Source organism: Thermus sp. (genome assembly GCF_040290245.1).
Classification (GTDB): domain Bacteria; phylum Deinococcota; class Deinococci; order Deinococcales; family Thermaceae; genus Thermus_A.
In genome coordinates, this window is sequence record NZ_PSMQ01000037.1 from 1 (window position 1) to 15,754 (window position 15,754).

A 15,754-nucleotide genomic window follows, 5' to 3' on the forward strand; every position below is an offset into this window, starting at 1 on the left:
CCCCCTTCTGAGCGTCTCCCCTGTTCCCTCCCCCACCGCCGCCACCTTTAGGGGGGGCCTTCCCGCCTCCTTCCAGGCCCAAAGGAGGCGCTTGGCCCCTTCCTTTGAGGTCACCGCCACCCAGTCCGCCTGGGAGAGCCTCCCTGGCAAAGCCTTAAGGGCCGGAAGGTCGAGGTGGCAAAGGAGGGGGAGCTCCAAGACCCGGATCCCCAGGGCCTCGAGCCTACTCCTCAGGGGGGCGTTCTTCTCCCTTTCCCGGGTGAGGACCACCACGGCGCACCTTCTCCCACATCCGCATGGCCGAAAGGGCCCGGGGAAACCCCAGAAAGAGGGCGGACTGGAGGATGGTCTCCCGAATCTCCTCCTCCTTAGCCCCCACCCGCAGGGCGCCCTCGAGGTGGGTGGCGAGTTCCTTGGGGCTTCCCAGGGCGATGAGGGCGGTGATGGCCAGAAGCTCCCGGGTCTTTAGGTCCAGCCCCGGCCGGGCCAGGACCTCCTCGTAGGCGAAGTCCCGGATGTATCGGTAAAGGTCCTCGTCCAGCTCGAGGAGGGCCTCCTCGATCCTTCCCTTCTTCTCCCCCCAAAGGGCCTCCCGGACGCTCATGGCAAAAAGTCTAGCACCGCCTTAAGGGAGGGGAGGCCCCCATAAAGCCCCAGGTGGTCCACCCGCAAGAAGGAGAGGCCCAAAGCCTCCGCCCCTAAGCGGTCCTCCTCCGAGTCCCCCACGTGGGTGGCCCGGTCCACCCCCAGGGCCTGGAGGGCCTCCTGGAAGAGCCTGGGGTCGGGTTTGGCCACCCCGGAAAGGGCGCTCACCGCCAGGTGGTCAAAGAAGGGGGAAAGCCCCAGGGTGTCTAGAATATAGGGCAGGGTGGCGTCCCAGTTGGAGACCACGGCCAGCCGGTAGCCTCGGGCCTTCAAGGCCTCAAGAACCTCCCGGGCATGGGGGGCCAGGGGCCAGAACCGGGGGTCTTGCCAGTTTTGGATCAGGTACTGGGCGATTTCCTCCCCCTGCCTCTCGAGGCCGAGGCCCTCGAGGAGGGTCCGGTGGAAGCTCCGCCAGAGGGCGAGGGCCCCTTCTAGGGTCTTGGCCTCGAGGTGGCGGGCGTTATAGACCTGGAAGGCCCGCTCCAGCGCTGGCCCCACCTCCCGGGCCGGCTTAAGCCCCCGCTCCTCCAGGAGGGGAAAAAGCCAGTGGCGGGGATGGGCCAGGAGGAGGGTGTTGCCCACATCAAACAGCACCGCCTTCGCCACAGGATACTTTACAGAAAAGGAGGGGGCCTGGGTGAACCCCGTTTGAGCCTGGGGGCCGGAGCCCAGGCAGGGCGGACACGCAGGTGTCTGGGGCATGGAAACGCCCTTTGCCCTGGTAGCCTAAGGGCATGATCGCCCGCTACCAGACCAAGGAGATGGCCGAGCTCTGGTCCGAGAAGAACCGCTACCGCACCTGGGCGTTGGTGGAAGCCTATGCCCTCGAGGCCTGGGAGAGGCTGGGGGCGGTGCCCAAAGGGCTTTCCGAAAGGCTGCTCAGGGCCCTGGAGAAAAACCCCCTTACCGAGGCCTTTGCCCAAAGGGTGGCGGAGATCGAGGCCGTCACGCACCACGACCTGGTGGCCTTCACCCGGGCCCTGGTGGAATGGACCGGGGAGGGGGAGATCGGCCGCTACCTCCACCTGGGCCTCACCAGCTCGGACATCGTGGACACGGCGCAAAACCTCCTTCTGGTCCGGGCCTTGGAACTCATCCTCCAGGAGGTGGACAAGGTGGAGGAGGCGTTAAGGGCCCTCGCCCTCCGCTACAAGCACACCCCCGCCGTCGCCCGAACCCATGGGGTCCACGCGGAGCCCACCAGCTTCGGCCTCCGCTTCCTTTCCTTTTTGGCCGCCTTTTCGCGGGACGAACAAAGGCTCCGGCGGGCCCAGGAGGCCGTCGGCGTGGCCATGCTCTCGGGCTCAGTGGGAAATTACGCCCACATACCGCCCGAGGTGGAGGCCCACGTGGCCAGGCGGCTCGGCCTCACCCCCGAGCCCCTCTCCACCCAGGTGGTGCCCAGGGACCGGCATGCGGAGGTCCTGGCGGCCTTGGCCATCCTGGGGGGGAATCTCGAGCGGGTAGCGGTGGAGCTCCGCCACCTCCAGCGCACGGAGGTCCTGGAGGCCCAGGAGCCCTTCCAAGAAGGGCAGACGGGAAGCTCCTCCATGCCCCACAAGAAAAACCCGGTGGGCCTGGAAAACCTCACCGGGGTGGCCCGGCTCCTCAGGGGCTACCTCCACCCCGCCTTGGAGAACATCGCCCTTTGGCACGAGCGGGACATCAGCCATTCCTCCGTGGAGCGGGTCATCCTCCCGGACGCCACCACCCTCGCCCACTACGCCTTAAGGCGGCTTGGGGGGATCCTCCGGGGCCTAAGGGTGTTTGAGGAGAACCTCCGGCGCAATCTGGACCTCACCCGGGGCCTGGTCTACTCCCAGCGGGTCCTCAACGCCCTCATCGCCTCCGGGCTTCCCCGGGACAAGGCCTATGCCATCGTCCAGCGCAACGCCCTAAGGAGTTGGGAGGAAGGGAGGGCGTTTTTAGACCTCCTAGAGGAGGACCCGGAAAACCCCCTTAAGGGCGAGGCGCTTAAGGCGCTTTTTGAACCCGGGGAGTACTTGAGGCGTGTGGAGGCTATCTACCAGCGCTTCGGCCTCTAGGGTCCAGGGCCTCAAGGAGGGGCCATGCCGTTAAAATGAAGGGGTAAGGGCGAGGCCCGTGAGGAGGAAGATGGAGAAGCTGTACGAGGGCAAGGCCAAGGTGCTCTACCCCGAGGGGGAAGAGGCTCTGAGGGTCTACTTTAAGGACGAGGCCACCGCGTACAACGCGCAGAAGCGGGGCCTGATCCCAGGCAAGGGGGTGGTGAACAACAAGGTCTCCGCCGCCCTTTTCCGCCACCTCGAGGCCCACGGGGTCAGGACCCACTTTCTGAAGGAGCTTTCCGACCGGGAGATGCTGGTCTGGCGGGTGGAGATCATCCCCCTGGAGGTCATTCTGCGCTACCGGGTGGCGGGGAGCTTCGCCAAGCGCTACGGTCTTCCGGAAGGCCAGGCCCTCAAAACCCCCCTTCTGGAGTTCTCCCTGAAGAACGATGCCCTGGGGGATCCCCTGATCTGCGAAAACGCCGCCTTGGCCCTGGGCATCGTAGACGAGGAGACCCTTTCCCGGGTCAAGGACCTCACCCTGCGGACGGGGGACCTCCTCCGGGGCTTCTTCGCCGCGCGGGGCCTGGAGCTCGTGGACTTCAAGCTGGAGTTCGGCCGAAAAGGCGGTCAGGTCCTGCTCGCGGACGAGCTGAGCCCCGACACCATGCGGCTTTGGGACGTCCAGACGGGGGAACGGATGGACAAGGACCGGTTCCGCCGGGACCTGCCCGGGGTGGAGGCGGCCTACCAGGAGGTCCTCAGGCGGGTCCTAGAGGGGTGAAGATGACCTACCAGGCGACGCTGCTCATCGAGCTCAAGCCCGGCATCCTGGACCCCCAGGGCCGGGCGGTGGAGGGGGTTTTGAAAGGCCTCGGCCACCCGGTGGAGTCGGTCCGGGTGGGGCGGGTTTTGGAGGTGGTCCTGAGGGCGGAAAACGAGGAGGAGGCCAGGGCCCTGGCGCAAAGCATCGGCAAGGCCCTCACCAACCCGGTGATGGAGGTCTTCACCCTGGAAGCCCTGAAGCCGCTCGTGGCCTTGGGAGAAGGGGCTTAAAAATGAGGTTCGCCGTCGTCCAGTTTCCCGGCTCCAACTGCGACCAGGACGCCCTTTTCGCCTTCCGGGTGGCGGGGCTTAAGGCGGAGCTCGTCTTCCACACCCAAACGGACCTTTCCGGCTTTGACGGGGTCTTCCTCCCCGGGGGGTTCACGTATGGGGACTACCTGAGGCCCGGGGCCCTGGCCAAGTTCGCCCCCGTGATGCAGGAGGTGCGGCGGATGGCCGAAAGGGGCCAGCCGGTCATCGGGGTCTGCAACGGCTTCCAGATCCTGACGGAGGCGGGCCTCTTGCCCGGGGCCCTCCTTTCCAACCTCAACCTCCACTTCACCTGCAAGGAGGTCCACGTGCGGGTGGAGCGGAATGACCTTTCCTTCACCCGCTCCTACGCCAAGGGGCAGGTTTTGCGCCTGCCCATCGCCCACGCGGAGGGCCGGTACTACGCCGACCCCGGGACGTTGGCCCGGCTGGAGGAGGAAGGCCGGGTGGTCTTCCGCTACTCGGGGCAGGGCGGGGAGGTCCTGGAGGCCTATAACCCCAACGGAAGCCTGAACCAGATCGCGGGGATCGTGAACGAAAGGGGGAACGTGCTCGGGATGATGCCCCACCCCGAGCGCGCGGTGCACGAGATCCTGGGGGGCACGGACGGACTGGGGCTTTTCTTAAGCCTGGCCATGGAGGTCACATGAACCCAAAGGCCATCACCTTTGATTTCTGGGGCACGCTTTTTACCGAGGGGCTAGAGTTTTTAGCCAAGGTCATGCCCGCCCGGTACGAGATCCTCCTGGACGCCTGCGCGGAGGCGGGGCATCCCGTGGAGGAGGCCGAGGTGCGGGAGGCCTACCGGCAGGCCTCCTTGGCCTTTGAGGAGGCCTGGAGGGCGGGGGAGGTGATGACCACGTTTGACCGGGTGACCCGCATCTTCGCCCTCCTGGGCGTGCCATACGACCCCGGCCTGGTGGCCATGACCGCGAGGAGGCTGGAGGAGACCTCCCTCCTCGCCCCCTTAAAGCCCCTGCCTGGCCTCGAGGCGGTGAAGACTCTGGCGAGAAAATACCCCCTGGGCATCGTCTCAGACACCGGCGTCACCCCGGGAAGGCTTCTCAGGGAACACCTCAGGCGGGCCGGGCTCCTGGAGGCCTTTAAGGCGTTTAGCTTCTCCGACGAAACCGGCTTCGTCAAGCCTAAGCCCGAGGCCTTCCAACAAGCCCTGGAGGCGCTTGGGGTGGAGGCCAAGGAGGCGCTGCATGTGGGGGACCTGCCCCAGACGGACATCAAGGGGGCCTTCGGCGCGGGGTATTCCTGGGCGGTCCAGTACGTGGGCCACCGGCACGAAAACGGCCAGGTCCAGCCCACCCACGTGATCAAAAGCCACGAGGAGCTCCTTTCCCTCCTATGAGCCCCCACCAGGAGATCGGCATCCCCGAGGAGGAGTACCGGCTCATCGTCCAGAGATTGGGCCGGGAGCCCAATCGGGTGGAACTCCTCCTCTTCAAGGTCATGTGGAGCGAGCACTGCGCCTACAAGAACTCGAGGCCCCTTTTAAAGGCTCTTCCCAAGGAAGGGGAGGCGGTGCTTCAGGGGCCCGGGGAAAACGCGGGCGTGGTGCGGATCGGAGAGGGCTTCGCGGTGGCCTTCAAGATCGAAAGCCACAACCACCCCTCCGCGGTGGAACCCTTTCAAGGGGCGGCCACGGGGGTGGGAGGGATCATCCGGGACATCCTGAGCATGGGGGCACGCCCCATCGCCCTTTTGGACGCCCTCCGCTTCGGCGACCCGAAAAGCCCCAGGACCCGGTACCTGGCCCGGGGGGTGGTCTCGGGCATCGCCTTCTACGGAAACGCCATCGGGGTGCCCACCGTGGGGGGGGATGTCTACTTCCACCCCCTCTACCAGGAGAATCCCCTGGTGAATGCGATGTGCCTGGGGCTTCTTAAAGAGGAGGACCTGAGGCGAAGCCGGGCTTCCTTAGGCCGGCCCATCTACTACGCCGGGGCCAAGACGGGCCGGGATGGGATCGGCGGGGCGGCTTTCGCCAGCGAGGAGCTTTCCGAGGACACCGAGAAAAGCCGCCCCAGCGTCCAGGTGGGGGACCCCTTCCTGGGCAAACTCCTCCTGGAGGCCACCCTCGAGGCCATTGAGAAAGACCTCCTAGAAGGGATCCAGGACATGGGGGCCGCCGGGCTTACGAGCAGCCTCTCCGAGCTGGCCCATAAGTCGGGCCTGGGGGTGGAGCTCCACCTGGACAAGGTCCCGGTGCGGGAGGAGGGAATGACCCCGGAGGAGCTCCTCCTCTCGGAAAGCCAGGAGCGGATGGTCCTCGTACCCCGGCCGGGCAAGGAGACGGAGCTCGAGGCCGTCTACCGGAAGTGGGGCCTGGACTGCGTGGCCGTGGCCCGGACCATCGAAGAGCCCCTCTTCCGGGTCTTCTTCCAAGGCCGGTTGGTGGCCGAGGTGCCCACAGGGGCCCTGGCCGAGGCCCCCACCTACCTCCGGGTGGGGCAGGAGGACCCCGAGGTGCAAAGGCTCCGCCAAACCCCCCCACCCCCTTTCCCCTACGCCCCGGAGGAGGTCCTTCTGGCCCTTCTTTCCTCGCCCAACCTCTCCAGCCGGGAGGCCATCTACGAACGGTACGACCACCAGGTGGGCACCATGACCGCCCTGCTGCCCGGGCGGGGGGATGCGGCCGTCCTCTGGATCAAGGGAACGGGGCTTGGGGTCGCGGCCAAGGTCGACCAGAACCCGCGGTACAGCCGCCTTCACCCCCGGCTTGGGGCCATGCACGCCCTGGCCGAGGCCAGCCGGAACGTCTCCGTGGTGGGGGCGAGGCCTTTGGCCTATACGGACGGGCTTAACCTGGGGAACCCCGAGACCCCCGAGGGCTACTTTGAGCTTAGGGAGACCGTGGAGGGGCTCAAGGAGGCCAGCTCTGCCCTGGGCCTCCCCGTGGTGAGTGGAAACGTCTCCTTGTACAACGAGGGGCCCACCCACCGCATCCCCCCCACGGCCATGGTGGGGGTGGTGGGGGTCCTGGAGATCCACCGCCGGGCGGAGATGGGCCTTAGGCGCCCTGGGGAGGTCCTGGTCCTCCTGGGAGAAGAGGAAGGGCACCTGGGGGCCAGCGAGGCGGTCTACGTGATGACCGGCCTCGAGGTGGGAAGCCCCCCGCCCCTCGACCTGGAAAGGGAAAAAAGGGTGCAGGAAGCCATCCGGGAGCTCATCGCCTCCGGGCTCGTAAGGACCGCGCACGATGTGGCCGAAGGGGGCCTTTTGGTGGCCTTAGCCGAGATGACCTTCCCCTACGGGGTCGGGGCCACGGTGGAGCTAAGGAAGGACACCCCCGAGGCCCTCTTCGGCGAAGGGCCAAGCCGCATCCTCTTCACCGTGGATAAGGCCCACCTCCAGGAGGCCACCCTCCGCCTCGAGGCCAAAGGCCTCCCCCACCGGGTTCTGGGGGAGGTGGGGGGGGAGGAGCTCACGGTCGTCCTGCCCCACCGGGTGTTAAGCTTCGAGGTGTCGCGCCTTAAGGAGGCCTGGGCGCGGCCCTTGCGCGAGGTGATGGGGGATGTGGGATAAGCCCCAGGAGGAGTGCGGCGTTTTGGGGATCTGGAGCGCAAAGCCCCTGGACGTGGCGGGGCTTTTGCACCTGGGCCTGCTCGCCCTCCAGCACCGGGGCCAGGAGGCGGCGGGGATCGCCGTCTCAGATGGGAAGGAACTCGTGGTGGAGAAGGACCTGGGCCTGGTGAACCAGGTCTTTGACGAGGTCCGGCTCGCCCGCCTCCGGCTTCCCGGAGCCCGGGTCGGCATCGCCCACACCCGCTACTCCACCACCGGCTCCAACCTCCGCTTTAACGCCCAACCCCTCACCGTCCGCTCCAACAAAGGGGTTCTGGCCATCGCCCACAATGGCAACTTCGTCAACGCCAAACCCATACGGGACCGGCTCCTGGGCGAGGGGGCGGTCTTTCAGACCACCACAGACACCGAGGTCATGGTCAACCTGATCGCCAAAAAGGCCCACCTCCCCCTGGTGGAGGCCACCGCGGAGGCCATGCGGGAGCTTATGGGCGGGTTTTCCGTGGTCCTCATGGACCGGAAGACCCTTCTTGCCCTGCGGGACAAAAACGGGGTCCGGCCCCTGGTCATCGGCCGGCTGGAGGAGGGGTACGTCTTCGCCTCCGAACCCCCGGCCCTAAACCTTCTGGGTGCGGAGTTCCTAAGGGACGTCCGGCCGGGGGAGCTGGTCTATGTGGAAGGCGGGGAGCTCCAAAGCCTCCAAGTCCTCCCCCCGGAGCCCACCCCTTGTGCCTTTGAATGGATCTACTTCGCCCGGCCGGACTCCATCCTGGACGGGGTGGAAAGCTACGCCGCAAGGGTCCGGATGGGGATGGAGCTCTTCCGGGAAGCTCCGGCCCAGGCCGAATTGGTGGTGCCCGTGCCGGATTCGGGCATCGGCGCGGCGGTGGGCTACGCCCGGGCGAGCGGGCTTCCCCTCGAGTTCGGCCTTTACAAAAGCCCCTATGCGGGCCGGACCTTCATCCAGCCCACCCAGGAGATGCGGGAGCTCAAGACCCGGATGAAGCTCTCCCCTACCTCCGCCGTCTTGGGCAAGCGGGTGGTCCTGGTGGACGACTCCATCGTCCGGGGCACCACCAGCCGCCACATCGTGAGGATGCTCAAGGAGGCCGGGGCCTTAGAGGTGCACATGCGCATCTCCAGCCCCCCCATCCGCTTCCCCTGCTACTACGGAATAGATACCGCCGCCCGCAAGGAGCTCATCGCCGCGGAAAAGAGCCTCGAGGAGATCCGCGCCTACATCGGGGCCGACTCCTTGGCCTTCCTCTCGGAGGAAGGGGTGCGCCGGGCGATCGGAGGCCCGGTCTGCCTGGCCTGCTTCAACGGCGAATACCCCGCGGGTAAGCCCGAGGCGGGAGAAAAGCTGGCCTTGGAAGTCTAAGGCCCTTCCCTATATCCCCATCGTCTTAAAAAAGCCCATCCCCCCAGGGCCCCCACCGCCAAACCCAGAAGGAAGAAAAAGAGGGCGAACACCCCGGTGGAGGCCAGGTGCCAGCCGAAGAACCAGTAACTGCACACCGCGTACCGCTCGATCTGAACCCGCACCAGGTCGGGCAGGGCCTGGGTGGAAGTGAAGTTGATGGCGAGAACGATCAAAAGAAACACCAAAAAAAGGCCCAAGAATCCCCACTTCAAAGAGGCCCAAGAAGGGGCTTTCATACGCCGAGTTTAACAAAACCCCCGTCGCGTATGGTGAGGAAAAGGGTACGGCGGGCCTCCTCTAGCCTCCCGTCGTGGACCTGGCCGGGGGCTGGACTATAATCAGGCCATGACCAGGACAGGGATACGGGACGAAGCCGTCTTCCAACTCATCGCCCTCGAGGAAAAGCGCCAGCGGGAAGGGTTAGAACTCATCGCCAGCGAAAACTTCGTCTCCCAAGCGGTGCGGGAGGCGGTGGGCAGCGTCCTGACCAACAAGTACGCGGAGGGCTACCCGGGGGCGCGGTACTACGGGGGCTGCGAGGTCATCGACCAGATCGAAGGCCTAGCCATTGAACGGGCCAAAACCCTCTTCGGCGCCCGGTGGGCCAACGTCCAGCCCCACTCCGGCTCCCAGGCCAACATGGCCGTCTACATGGCCTTGATGGAGCCGGGGGAGACCCTGATGGGGATGGACCTGGCGGCGGGTGGGCACCTCACCCACGGGGCCAAGGTGAACTTCTCCGGGCGTCTATACCGGGTGGTCTCCTATGGGGTCCGGCCGGATACGGAGACCATCGATCTGGAGGAGGTCCGCCGGCTGGCCCTGGAGCACCGGCCCAAGGTGATCGTGGCGGGCTCGAGCGCCTACCCCAGGCTCTGGGACTTTGCCGCCTTCCGGCAGATCGCGGACGAGGTGGGGGCTTACCTCGTGGTGGACATGGCCCATTTCGCGGGCCTTGTGGCGGCGGGCCTCCACCCCAACCCTCTGCCTTATGCCCATGTGGTGACCAGCACCACCCACAAGACCCTGCGGGGCCCCAGGGGGGGCTTGATCCTTTCGAACGACCTCGAGCTGGGCAAAAGAATCGACAAACTCATCTTCCCGGGCATCCAGGGGGGGCCCTTGGAGCACGTGATCGCGGGAAAAGCCGTGGCCTTTTTCGAGGCCCTCCAACCCGAGTTCAGGGCGTACAGCCAAAGAATCGTCCAAAACGCCAAGCGGCTGGCCGAGGAGCTTGCCGCCCGGGGCTACCGGATCGTTTCCGGCGGGACGGACAACCACCTCTTCCTGGTGGACCTCCGCCCCAAGGGCCTTACCGGTAAGGAGGCGGAGGCCCGGCTGGACCAGGTGGGGATCACGGTGAACAAAAACGCCATCCCCTTCGACCCGGCTCCGCCCCGGGTCACCTCCGGCATCCGCATCGGGACCCCTGCCATCACCACCCGCGGCTTCACCCCGGAGGAGATGCCCCTGGTGGCGGAACTCATGGACGAGGCCCTCACCAAGGGACCTGCTCCTGAGCTCAGGGAGCGGGTGCGAACCCTCGCCCTAGCCCACCCCATGCCCTAGCCCCATCTAAGGAGCCTTCTGGATCCGTATCTCTTCTTGAGATGTTCACCGATGCCAGCCTAAGCGGCAAGATAGGGAAAGGAGGCCTCGCCGAGATCCTCAGCTTTCTGGCGGACATGGCCAAGACCGGCCGTATGACCGTGGAGTTGGAGCCGGGGTTTGGGTTCACCCTCAGGCTCCAAAACGGACGGGTCGCTGCCTTGGGGGGCCCCCTTGTCCCACGCCTGGAGGACACCCTGATCCGATTGGGAACCCCCATGGGAAGGGTCGCAGAGCTTTTGGCCCAACGATCCGCTGGGGAGAAGCCCGAGACCCTGGCCCGAACCTTCCCCGAACTGAGGGCGGCCCAGGAACGAAGAGCCCTGGTCGCCCTCACCTACGCCCTGGCCAGTCCAGGGCAGTTCCGCTTCCGAGAGGAGGACCCCGCCCCCCCTCCCCCTTGGGGAGTCGGAGCCGGGGAGATTCTCCTGGAGGCCCTCAGGCGGCTGGATGAGAACCCCACCCCTCTTGACCCCCTGGACGTCTATGCCATCCCCCAAAGCCTGGGGGCCAGCCTCCAGGCCCTAAGGCAGCTCCTTCCCCAGGACTGGCAGGTGCTGGCTTCGTTGGACGGGAGAAGATCTTTGGCTCAGATCGGCACCTTTCTCGTCCTCCCTTGGGACGAACTTGCGGGGCGAATCGAGCGCCTCATGGGCCTAGGGCTAGCCGAGGCTCACCCCAAGGGGGAGGAGGCTTCGGGTTTAAACCGCCTCAAACCGGGAGACCCCGCTCCCAACTTTACCCTCTTCGCCCTGGACGGCACCCCCTTCAGCCTGGGAAGCCTAGTGGAAAAAAAGGTGCTTTTGAGCTTTTTCCGGCACGGAGGCTGCCCTTGGTGCAACCTCCGGGTCCACGAACTGATCGGGGCATACCCTCGGCTGAAGGCCCTAGGGATAGAGGTGGTGGGGGTGTTTGGCTCCCCCCTGGAAACCTTGAGAACCCGGGTGGGGCGGCAGAATCCTCCCTTCCCCATCCTGGCCGACCCCGACGATGCGGTCCATACCCTTTACGGCGTGGGGATGAGCCTCCTAGGGCTTCTGGACCCCCGGGCCCTGCCCCATTGGTTCCGCGGCCTCAAGCTGGGGATTCCGCACGGCTCCGTGGATGGGGAACTCCTGCGCATGCCCGCGGACTTCCTGCTGGAACCTGGCCTTCGGGTGGCTGAGGCCTACTACGGCCGAAACCCCGCAGACCATATCCCCTTGGAGCGGGTGGAGGAGTGGGGCCGCTCCTTGGCCCCTCCTTCGGTCCTGCGAAGACTCCTGGGCCACCCCTAACCCCCACCCCACTCGGTTCTTGGCCAAACCTCGAGGGCGGTGGCTTTAAAGCCCTTTGCCTAGAGGCCTGGAAGAGGCCAGTGCGATGCGCCCGGCGGGGTAGGGGCTGTAGCCGTCTGCGAGAAGGCTTTTTCGAAAAGAGCCCCCGAAAACCCCGGATGTGGTAGAATACCCTAAGGCGGCCGGTGGGGGTTTTCCCCACCGGCTTTTTGGAGGGGTATGCACAAAGTCGTGATCGTCGGCCGGCCCAACGTGGGCAAGTCCAGCCTCTTTAACCGCCTCCTTCGCAAAAGGAGCGCGGTGGTGGCGGACACCCCCGGGGTCACCCGCGACCTTAAGGAAGGGATCGTGGAAACAGAGACGGGCCGGTTCCTCCTGGTGGACACCGGGGGGCTTTGGAGCGGGGACCGGTGGGAGGAGAAGATCCAGAAGAAGGTAGACCAGGCCCTCGAGGACGCGGAGCTGGTCCTTTTTGCTGTGGACGGCCGCTCGGACCTCACCCCCCAGGACCTCGAGGTGGCCGAGTACCTGAGGAAAAAGGGGAAGCCCGTTTTGCTGGTGGCCACCAAGGTGGACGACCCCAAACACGAGCACTACCTGGGGCATCTCTACGCCCTAGGCTTCGGCGAGCCTGTGCCCACCTCGAGCGAGCACAACCGGGGCTTTGACGACCTGGTGGAGGCCATCTGGGCCCGGCTCCCCGTCCGGGCGGAGGAGTCTGAGCCCGAGGTGGAAGGCATCCGGCTCGCCCTCGTGGGAAGGCCCAACGCGGGCAAATCCAGCCTCCTAAACGCCATCCTGGGCGAGGAACGGGTGATCGTCTCCGAGGAACCCGGAACCACCCGGGACGCCATAGACGTAAGGATCGACCTCGGGGGGCAGCGCTTCATCCTGGTGGACACCGCGGGCATCCGCAAGCGCCCCGAGACCCTGGTGGAAGACCTGGCCATCAGGCGGAGTCTCCGGTCCATTGAGGAGGCGGATGTGGTGCTTCTGGTGGTGGATCCCTTCCAGGTGGGGGACCGGGAGCTTAAGCTCGCCAACCACGCCCTGGAAAAGGGCAAACCCGTCCTTCTGGTCATCACCAAGTGGGACCTGGTGCCCAAGGAGGAGGCCCAGGCGGTCCGGAAGGAACTGGGGTTGAAACTTGCGCACCTGGCCCACCTACCCCGCATTTACACCTCGGCGGTGAGCCGGAGGAACCTGGAGCGGATCTTCCCGGAGGCCCAAAGGCTCTATGAGCTCAACCATACCCGGATCGGGACGGGCGAGCTCAACCGCCACCTGGCCCTTTGGACCCAGAGGGTCCAGATGCCCAACTTCAAGGGCAAACCCCTGAAGATCCTCTACGCCACCCAGCCCGAGGTGGCCCCCCCCACCTTCGTCTTCTTCGTCAACCACCCGGAGTTCGTCACCCGGGCCTTTGAGAACTACTTGAAAAACCGGATCGGGGAGGAACTGGGCCTGAAGGAGGTCCCCTTCCGGCTGGTCTTCCGGGCCCGGCGGGAAGACTAGAGGAGGCCCAGGGCTTCCATCCCCTCCACCGCGCCCATCCGCAAGGAAAGCTGGGCCCAGGGGGTAAGCGGGGTGGGCTCGGGGTTCACCTCGATGAGGTAGGCCCCGGCGGTGAAGGCGATCCGGCCCAAGGAGGCCGCGGGCTCCACTTCCGCGCTCGTGCCGATGACCAGGGCCACGTCCGCCTCGAGGAAGGCCCTTTCCGCCTTTTCCCAGGCCCCTTCGGGAAGGAGCTCCCCGAACCAGACCACATCGGGCCGGGCCCTCCCACCGCAGGCCGGACAAAGGGGAGGCGGGGTAAACGCCTCCGGGAGGGGAAAGCGCTTTCCGCAGGCCTCGCACCGGGCCCAAAGCAAATTTCCATGGAGCTCTACCAAATTCTGACTCCCCGCCTGAGCGTGGAGGCCGTCCACGTTCTGGGTGACAAGTAGGAAGCTTCTCCCCCGCTTAAGGACCTGCCTTTCCAGCTCCACCAGGGCCAGATGGGCGGGGTTGGGCCGGGCCTTGCGCACCTGGGCGATGCGAAAGGCGTACCAGGCCCAGACCTTTTCCGGATCCTTCGCGTAGGCCTCAGGGGTAGCGTACTCCAGGGGGTTAAAGGCCTTCCATAGCCCCTCCGCGTCCCGGAAGGTGGGGATGCCCGAGGGCTTGGAGATCCCGGCCCCCGTGAGCACCGCCACCTTCCGGGCCTCCCTGAGCCGTTGCCGCGCCTCCTCGAGGCGGAGTTCTTCCCTCATCCCCTGTACTTTACCCTCATGGCCCCGCCGCTTTCTATACTGGGCCCATGAGGCTTTTCACCCCTCAGGCCATGCGGGCAGCGGACGAGGAAGCCGCCCGAAAAGGCTACCCCACCCTCCTCCTCATGGAATGGGCGGGGATGAAGGGGGCCAGGGCCTATCGAGACCTCTTTGGCCCACGCCCCGCCGTGGTCCTGGCGGGGAAGGGCAACAACGGGGGGGACGGCCTGGTCCTGGCCCGCCACCTCCTCTTAGAAGGGGTGAGGGCAAGGGTCTACGCCGACCAGGGGCAGAAGGGGGATGCCCTCCTCGCCCGCAAGGCTTTAGAAGCGCACACGGAAATCCGCCCCCTGGAAGCGGCCAGCTGGGGGGAGGGTGAGGTTTTGGTGGACGCCCTTTTCGGAACCGGTCTTAAGGGACCCCTTGGGGGGAAATATGGGGAGCTGGTGGAACGGATGAACGCCTCCGGCCTTCCCATTCTGGCCCTGGACCTGCCCTCGGGGCTTCCTTACCGCCCCCACGTGAGGGCCACGGCCACCGTGGCCTTCGCTGCCTTCAAGACCCTGCACTTCCTCCACCGGGAAGCCTGTGGAAGGCTCTTTCTGGCGGAGATCGGCCTTCCGAAGGATCTCCTTTTACACGAGGATCTGCCCGAACTGGCCACCCCCGAGGCCCTCGGCCCCCTCCTCCCCCGGCGCCCCCTCACCGCCCACAAGGGAAGCGTGGGCCGGGTGGGGGTCCTGGGGGGGTACCAGGGGAAGGGGCTTCGCTACGCCGGGGCCCCGGCCCTGGCCGCCCTTGGGGCGTACCGCATGGGGGCCGGCCTCGTCCACCTGGTGGCCCCAGAGGGCCCCATAGACCCCCTCGAGGCCGTCTTCCACCCCGTCCTTTCCCCTACCCTACCCCCCCTCAAGGTGGAGGCTTTGGCCGTGGGGATGGGCGGGGGGGCCTGGGGAAAGGCCTGGGCCCTGGAGGCCCTTAACGCAGGCCTTCCCACGGTGCTGGACGCGGATGCCCTCCACCTCGAGGTGGCCGAGGCCTACCGAAGGGCGGGCCTTCCCACCGTCCTTACCCCCCACGCGGGGGAGGCGGCGAGGCTTCTGGGGGCCACCCCGGAAGAGGTGGCCCAGGCCCCCCTGGAGGCGGCCAAGGCGCTCGCCCACCGAACAGGGCTCACCGTGGTCCTCAAGGGGAACCCCACGGTGGTGGCGGAAGGGGCCCGGCTATCCCTCAACCCCACGGGGAACCCCGTCTTGGCCACCGGGGGGACGGGGGATGTGCTGGCTGGGGGAATCGCCGCCCTTCTCGCGGCGGGCCTCCCCGCTTGGGACGCGGCGCGGCTTGGGGTCTTCCTCCACGGCCTGGCGGGGGACCTTCTGGCGGAGGAAAAGGGCGTAGGGCTCCTGGCGCGGGAAGTGGCCGAGGCGCTTCCCCACGCCCGCAGGCTCCTCACCGAAGGGAGGGTGCCCTTGCCCTACACCTTCCTTTGAAGAATCCCCCCGCGAATAGCGCGTATACTTCAGGAAGCCTATGAACCGCCCTCCCCGGCTTTATGTGCCCGCCACCTTGGCCAACCTGGGCTCCGGGTTTGATGCCTTGGGCGTGGCCTTGGACCTTTACCTCGAGGTGGAGGCCGAACCCTCCGCGGAAGATGCCTTCTTCTACGAAGGGGAAGGCCTGGTGGAGGGCACGGACAACCTCATCCACCAGGGCTACCGGGAAGGGGTTAAGGCCCTGGGCAAGCCCTACCGGCCCCTGGCCATCCGCGCCTTCAACCCCATACCCCTGGCCCGGGGGATGGGGAGTTCCTCCGCGGCCTTGGTGGCCGGGGTGGCCCTGGCGGACCGGTTTTACGGGGGCCTGGGCCGGGAGGGGGTCTTCGCCCTGGCG

Annotated in this window: 17 protein-coding genes; 12 read left to right on the forward strand and 5 right to left on the reverse strand. The window is 66.5% G+C overall.

Annotated elements, in window-relative coordinates; all coding sequences use genetic code 11:
- The 3 genes from C4301_RS06385 to C4301_RS06395 form a co-directional block, all read right to left on the reverse strand.
- The coding region (locus C4301_RS06385; RefSeq protein ID WP_352414268.1) for a uroporphyrinogen-III synthase at nucleotides 1-273 on the reverse strand (273 nt) is incomplete at its 3' end.
- On the reverse strand, nucleotides 224-604 hold the full coding sequence (locus tag C4301_RS06390) for a carboxymuconolactone decarboxylase family protein (protein WP_352414269.1): 381 nt from the start codon (nucleotides 602-604) through the stop codon (nucleotides 224-226). The genes C4301_RS06385 and C4301_RS06390, both read right to left, overlap by 50 nt.
- The gene (locus C4301_RS06395; RefSeq protein ID WP_352414270.1) at nucleotides 601-1,251 is read right to left on the reverse strand and encodes an HAD family hydrolase; all 651 of its coding nucleotides are present in this window, start codon (nucleotides 1,249-1,251) and stop codon (nucleotides 601-603) included. The genes C4301_RS06390 and C4301_RS06395 overlap by 4 nt, the downstream gene beginning before the upstream one ends.
- Before the next feature lie 128 nt (nucleotides 1,252-1,379).
- Here C4301_RS06395 and purB point away from each other — a divergent pair, with 128 nt between their 5' ends.
- From purB to purF, 7 genes are all read left to right on the forward strand, one after another.
- Nucleotides 1,380-2,690 carry an adenylosuccinate lyase gene (gene purB, locus C4301_RS06400; RefSeq protein WP_352414271.1) on the forward strand — a complete coding sequence of 437 codons (1,311 nt, stop codon included), beginning with the start codon at nucleotides 1,380-1,382 and terminating at the stop codon, nucleotides 2,688-2,690.
- Nucleotides 2,691-2,760: 70 nt separating this feature from the next.
- Entirely contained in the window at nucleotides 2,761-3,456 is a 696-nt protein-coding gene (gene purC / locus C4301_RS06405) for a phosphoribosylaminoimidazolesuccinocarboxamide synthase (RefSeq protein ID WP_352414272.1), read from the forward strand.
- Between the two features lie 2 nt (nucleotides 3,457-3,458).
- Nucleotides 3,459-3,728 (forward strand): phosphoribosylformylglycinamidine synthase subunit PurS, encoded by a 270-nt coding sequence (gene purS / locus C4301_RS06410; protein ID WP_352414273.1) that lies wholly within the window; start codon nucleotides 3,459-3,461, stop codon nucleotides 3,726-3,728.
- A 2-nt stretch (nucleotides 3,729-3,730) separates the two neighbouring features.
- On the forward strand, nucleotides 3,731-4,417 hold the full coding sequence (purQ, locus tag C4301_RS06415) for a phosphoribosylformylglycinamidine synthase subunit PurQ (protein ID WP_352414274.1): 687 nt from the start codon (nucleotides 3,731-3,733) through the stop codon (nucleotides 4,415-4,417).
- Nucleotides 4,414-5,127, forward strand: coding sequence for an HAD family hydrolase (locus tag C4301_RS06420; RefSeq protein WP_352414275.1), 714 nt, complete (start codon nucleotides 4,414-4,416; stop codon nucleotides 5,125-5,127). Before purQ ends, C4301_RS06420 begins: the two co-directional genes overlap by 4 nt.
- The gene (gene purL, locus C4301_RS06425) at nucleotides 5,124-7,304 is read left to right on the forward strand and encodes a phosphoribosylformylglycinamidine synthase subunit PurL (protein ID WP_352414276.1); all 2,181 of its coding nucleotides are present in this window, start codon (nucleotides 5,124-5,126) and stop codon (nucleotides 7,302-7,304) included. The genes C4301_RS06420 and purL overlap by 4 nt, the downstream gene beginning before the upstream one ends.
- Nucleotides 7,294-8,685, forward strand: a complete 1,392-nt coding sequence (gene purF, locus C4301_RS06430) for an amidophosphoribosyltransferase (protein WP_352414277.1) — start codon at nucleotides 7,294-7,296, stop codon at nucleotides 8,683-8,685. Before purL ends, purF begins: the two co-directional genes overlap by 11 nt.
- Here purF and C4301_RS06435 read toward each other — a convergent pair.
- Nucleotides 8,682-8,963 carry a hypothetical protein gene (locus C4301_RS06435; protein ID WP_352414278.1) on the reverse strand — a complete coding sequence of 94 codons (282 nt, stop codon included), beginning with the start codon at nucleotides 8,961-8,963 and terminating at the stop codon, nucleotides 8,682-8,684. The two genes, purF and C4301_RS06435, sit on opposite strands and share 4 nt — an antisense overlap.
- A 109-nt stretch (nucleotides 8,964-9,072) precedes the next feature.
- On the opposite strand from C4301_RS06435, the gene glyA reads away from it, so the two are divergent.
- The 3 genes from glyA (at nucleotide 9,073) to der (ending at nucleotide 13,127) form a co-directional block, all read left to right on the forward strand.
- On the forward strand, nucleotides 9,073-10,296 hold the full coding sequence (glyA, locus tag C4301_RS06440; RefSeq protein WP_352414279.1) for a serine hydroxymethyltransferase: 1,224 nt from the start codon (nucleotides 9,073-9,075) through the stop codon (nucleotides 10,294-10,296).
- Between the two features lie 41 nt (nucleotides 10,297-10,337).
- Nucleotides 10,338-11,612: a redoxin domain-containing protein gene (locus C4301_RS06445; RefSeq protein ID WP_352414280.1), complete on the forward strand. Its 1,275-nt coding sequence runs from the start codon at nucleotides 10,338-10,340 to the stop codon at nucleotides 11,610-11,612.
- 219 nt (nucleotides 11,613-11,831) lie between these two features.
- Complete coding sequence (gene der, locus C4301_RS06450; protein WP_352414281.1) at nucleotides 11,832-13,127, forward strand: ribosome biogenesis GTPase Der; 1,296 nt, start codon at nucleotides 11,832-11,834, stop codon at nucleotides 13,125-13,127.
- Here der and C4301_RS06455 read toward each other — a convergent pair.
- Nucleotides 13,124-13,864, reverse strand: a complete 741-nt coding sequence (locus C4301_RS06455; protein WP_503012400.1) for an SIR2 family NAD-dependent protein deacylase — start codon at nucleotides 13,862-13,864, stop codon at nucleotides 13,124-13,126. The genes der and C4301_RS06455 overlap by 4 nt on opposite strands.
- A 47-nt stretch (nucleotides 13,865-13,911) precedes the next feature.
- Between C4301_RS06455 and C4301_RS06460 the strand changes: the two genes are divergently transcribed.
- On the forward strand, nucleotides 13,912-15,354 hold the full coding sequence (locus C4301_RS06460) for an NAD(P)H-hydrate dehydratase (protein ID WP_352414282.1): 1,443 nt from the start codon (nucleotides 13,912-13,914) through the stop codon (nucleotides 15,352-15,354).
- 40 nt (nucleotides 15,355-15,394) lie between these two features.
- Nucleotides 15,395-15,754, forward strand: a 360-nt coding sequence (locus C4301_RS06465; RefSeq protein WP_503012401.1) for a GHMP family kinase ATP-binding protein, incomplete at its 3' end; no start/stop codon positions are given.

Excerpts from the sequence above, each read along its gene's own strand:
- C4301_RS06390 (WP_352414269.1), bottom strand. The coding sequence starts at position 604 with ATGAGCGTCCGGGAGGCCCTTTGGGGGGAGAAGAAGGGAAGGATCGAG.
- purB (WP_352414271.1), top strand. The coding sequence starts at position 1,380 with ATGATCGCCCGCTACCAGACCAAGGAGATGGCCGAGCTCTGGTCCGAG.
- purC (WP_352414272.1), top strand. The coding sequence starts at position 2,761 with ATGGAGAAGCTGTACGAGGGCAAGGCCAAGGTGCTCTACCCCGAGGGG.
- purS (WP_352414273.1), top strand. The coding sequence starts at position 3,459 with ATGACCTACCAGGCGACGCTGCTCATCGAGCTCAAGCCCGGCATCCTG.
- purQ (WP_352414274.1), top strand. The coding sequence starts at position 3,731 with ATGAGGTTCGCCGTCGTCCAGTTTCCCGGCTCCAACTGCGACCAGGAC.
- C4301_RS06420 (WP_352414275.1), top strand. The coding sequence starts at position 4,414 with ATGAACCCAAAGGCCATCACCTTTGATTTCTGGGGCACGCTTTTTACC.
- purL (WP_352414276.1), top strand. The coding sequence starts at position 5,124 with ATGAGCCCCCACCAGGAGATCGGCATCCCCGAGGAGGAGTACCGGCTC.
- purF (WP_352414277.1), top strand. The coding sequence starts at position 7,294 with ATGTGGGATAAGCCCCAGGAGGAGTGCGGCGTTTTGGGGATCTGGAGC.
- C4301_RS06435 (WP_352414278.1), bottom strand. The coding sequence starts at position 8,963 with ATGAAAGCCCCTTCTTGGGCCTCTTTGAAGTGGGGATTCTTGGGCCTT.
- glyA (WP_352414279.1), top strand. The coding sequence starts at position 9,073 with ATGACCAGGACAGGGATACGGGACGAAGCCGTCTTCCAACTCATCGCC.
- C4301_RS06445 (WP_352414280.1), top strand. The coding sequence starts at position 10,338 with ATGTTCACCGATGCCAGCCTAAGCGGCAAGATAGGGAAAGGAGGCCTC.
- der (WP_352414281.1), top strand. The coding sequence starts at position 11,832 with ATGCACAAAGTCGTGATCGTCGGCCGGCCCAACGTGGGCAAGTCCAGC.
- C4301_RS06455 (WP_503012400.1), bottom strand. The coding sequence starts at position 13,864 with ATGAGGGAAGAACTCCGCCTCGAGGAGGCGCGGCAACGGCTCAGGGAG.
- C4301_RS06460 (WP_352414282.1), top strand. The coding sequence starts at position 13,912 with ATGAGGCTTTTCACCCCTCAGGCCATGCGGGCAGCGGACGAGGAAGCC.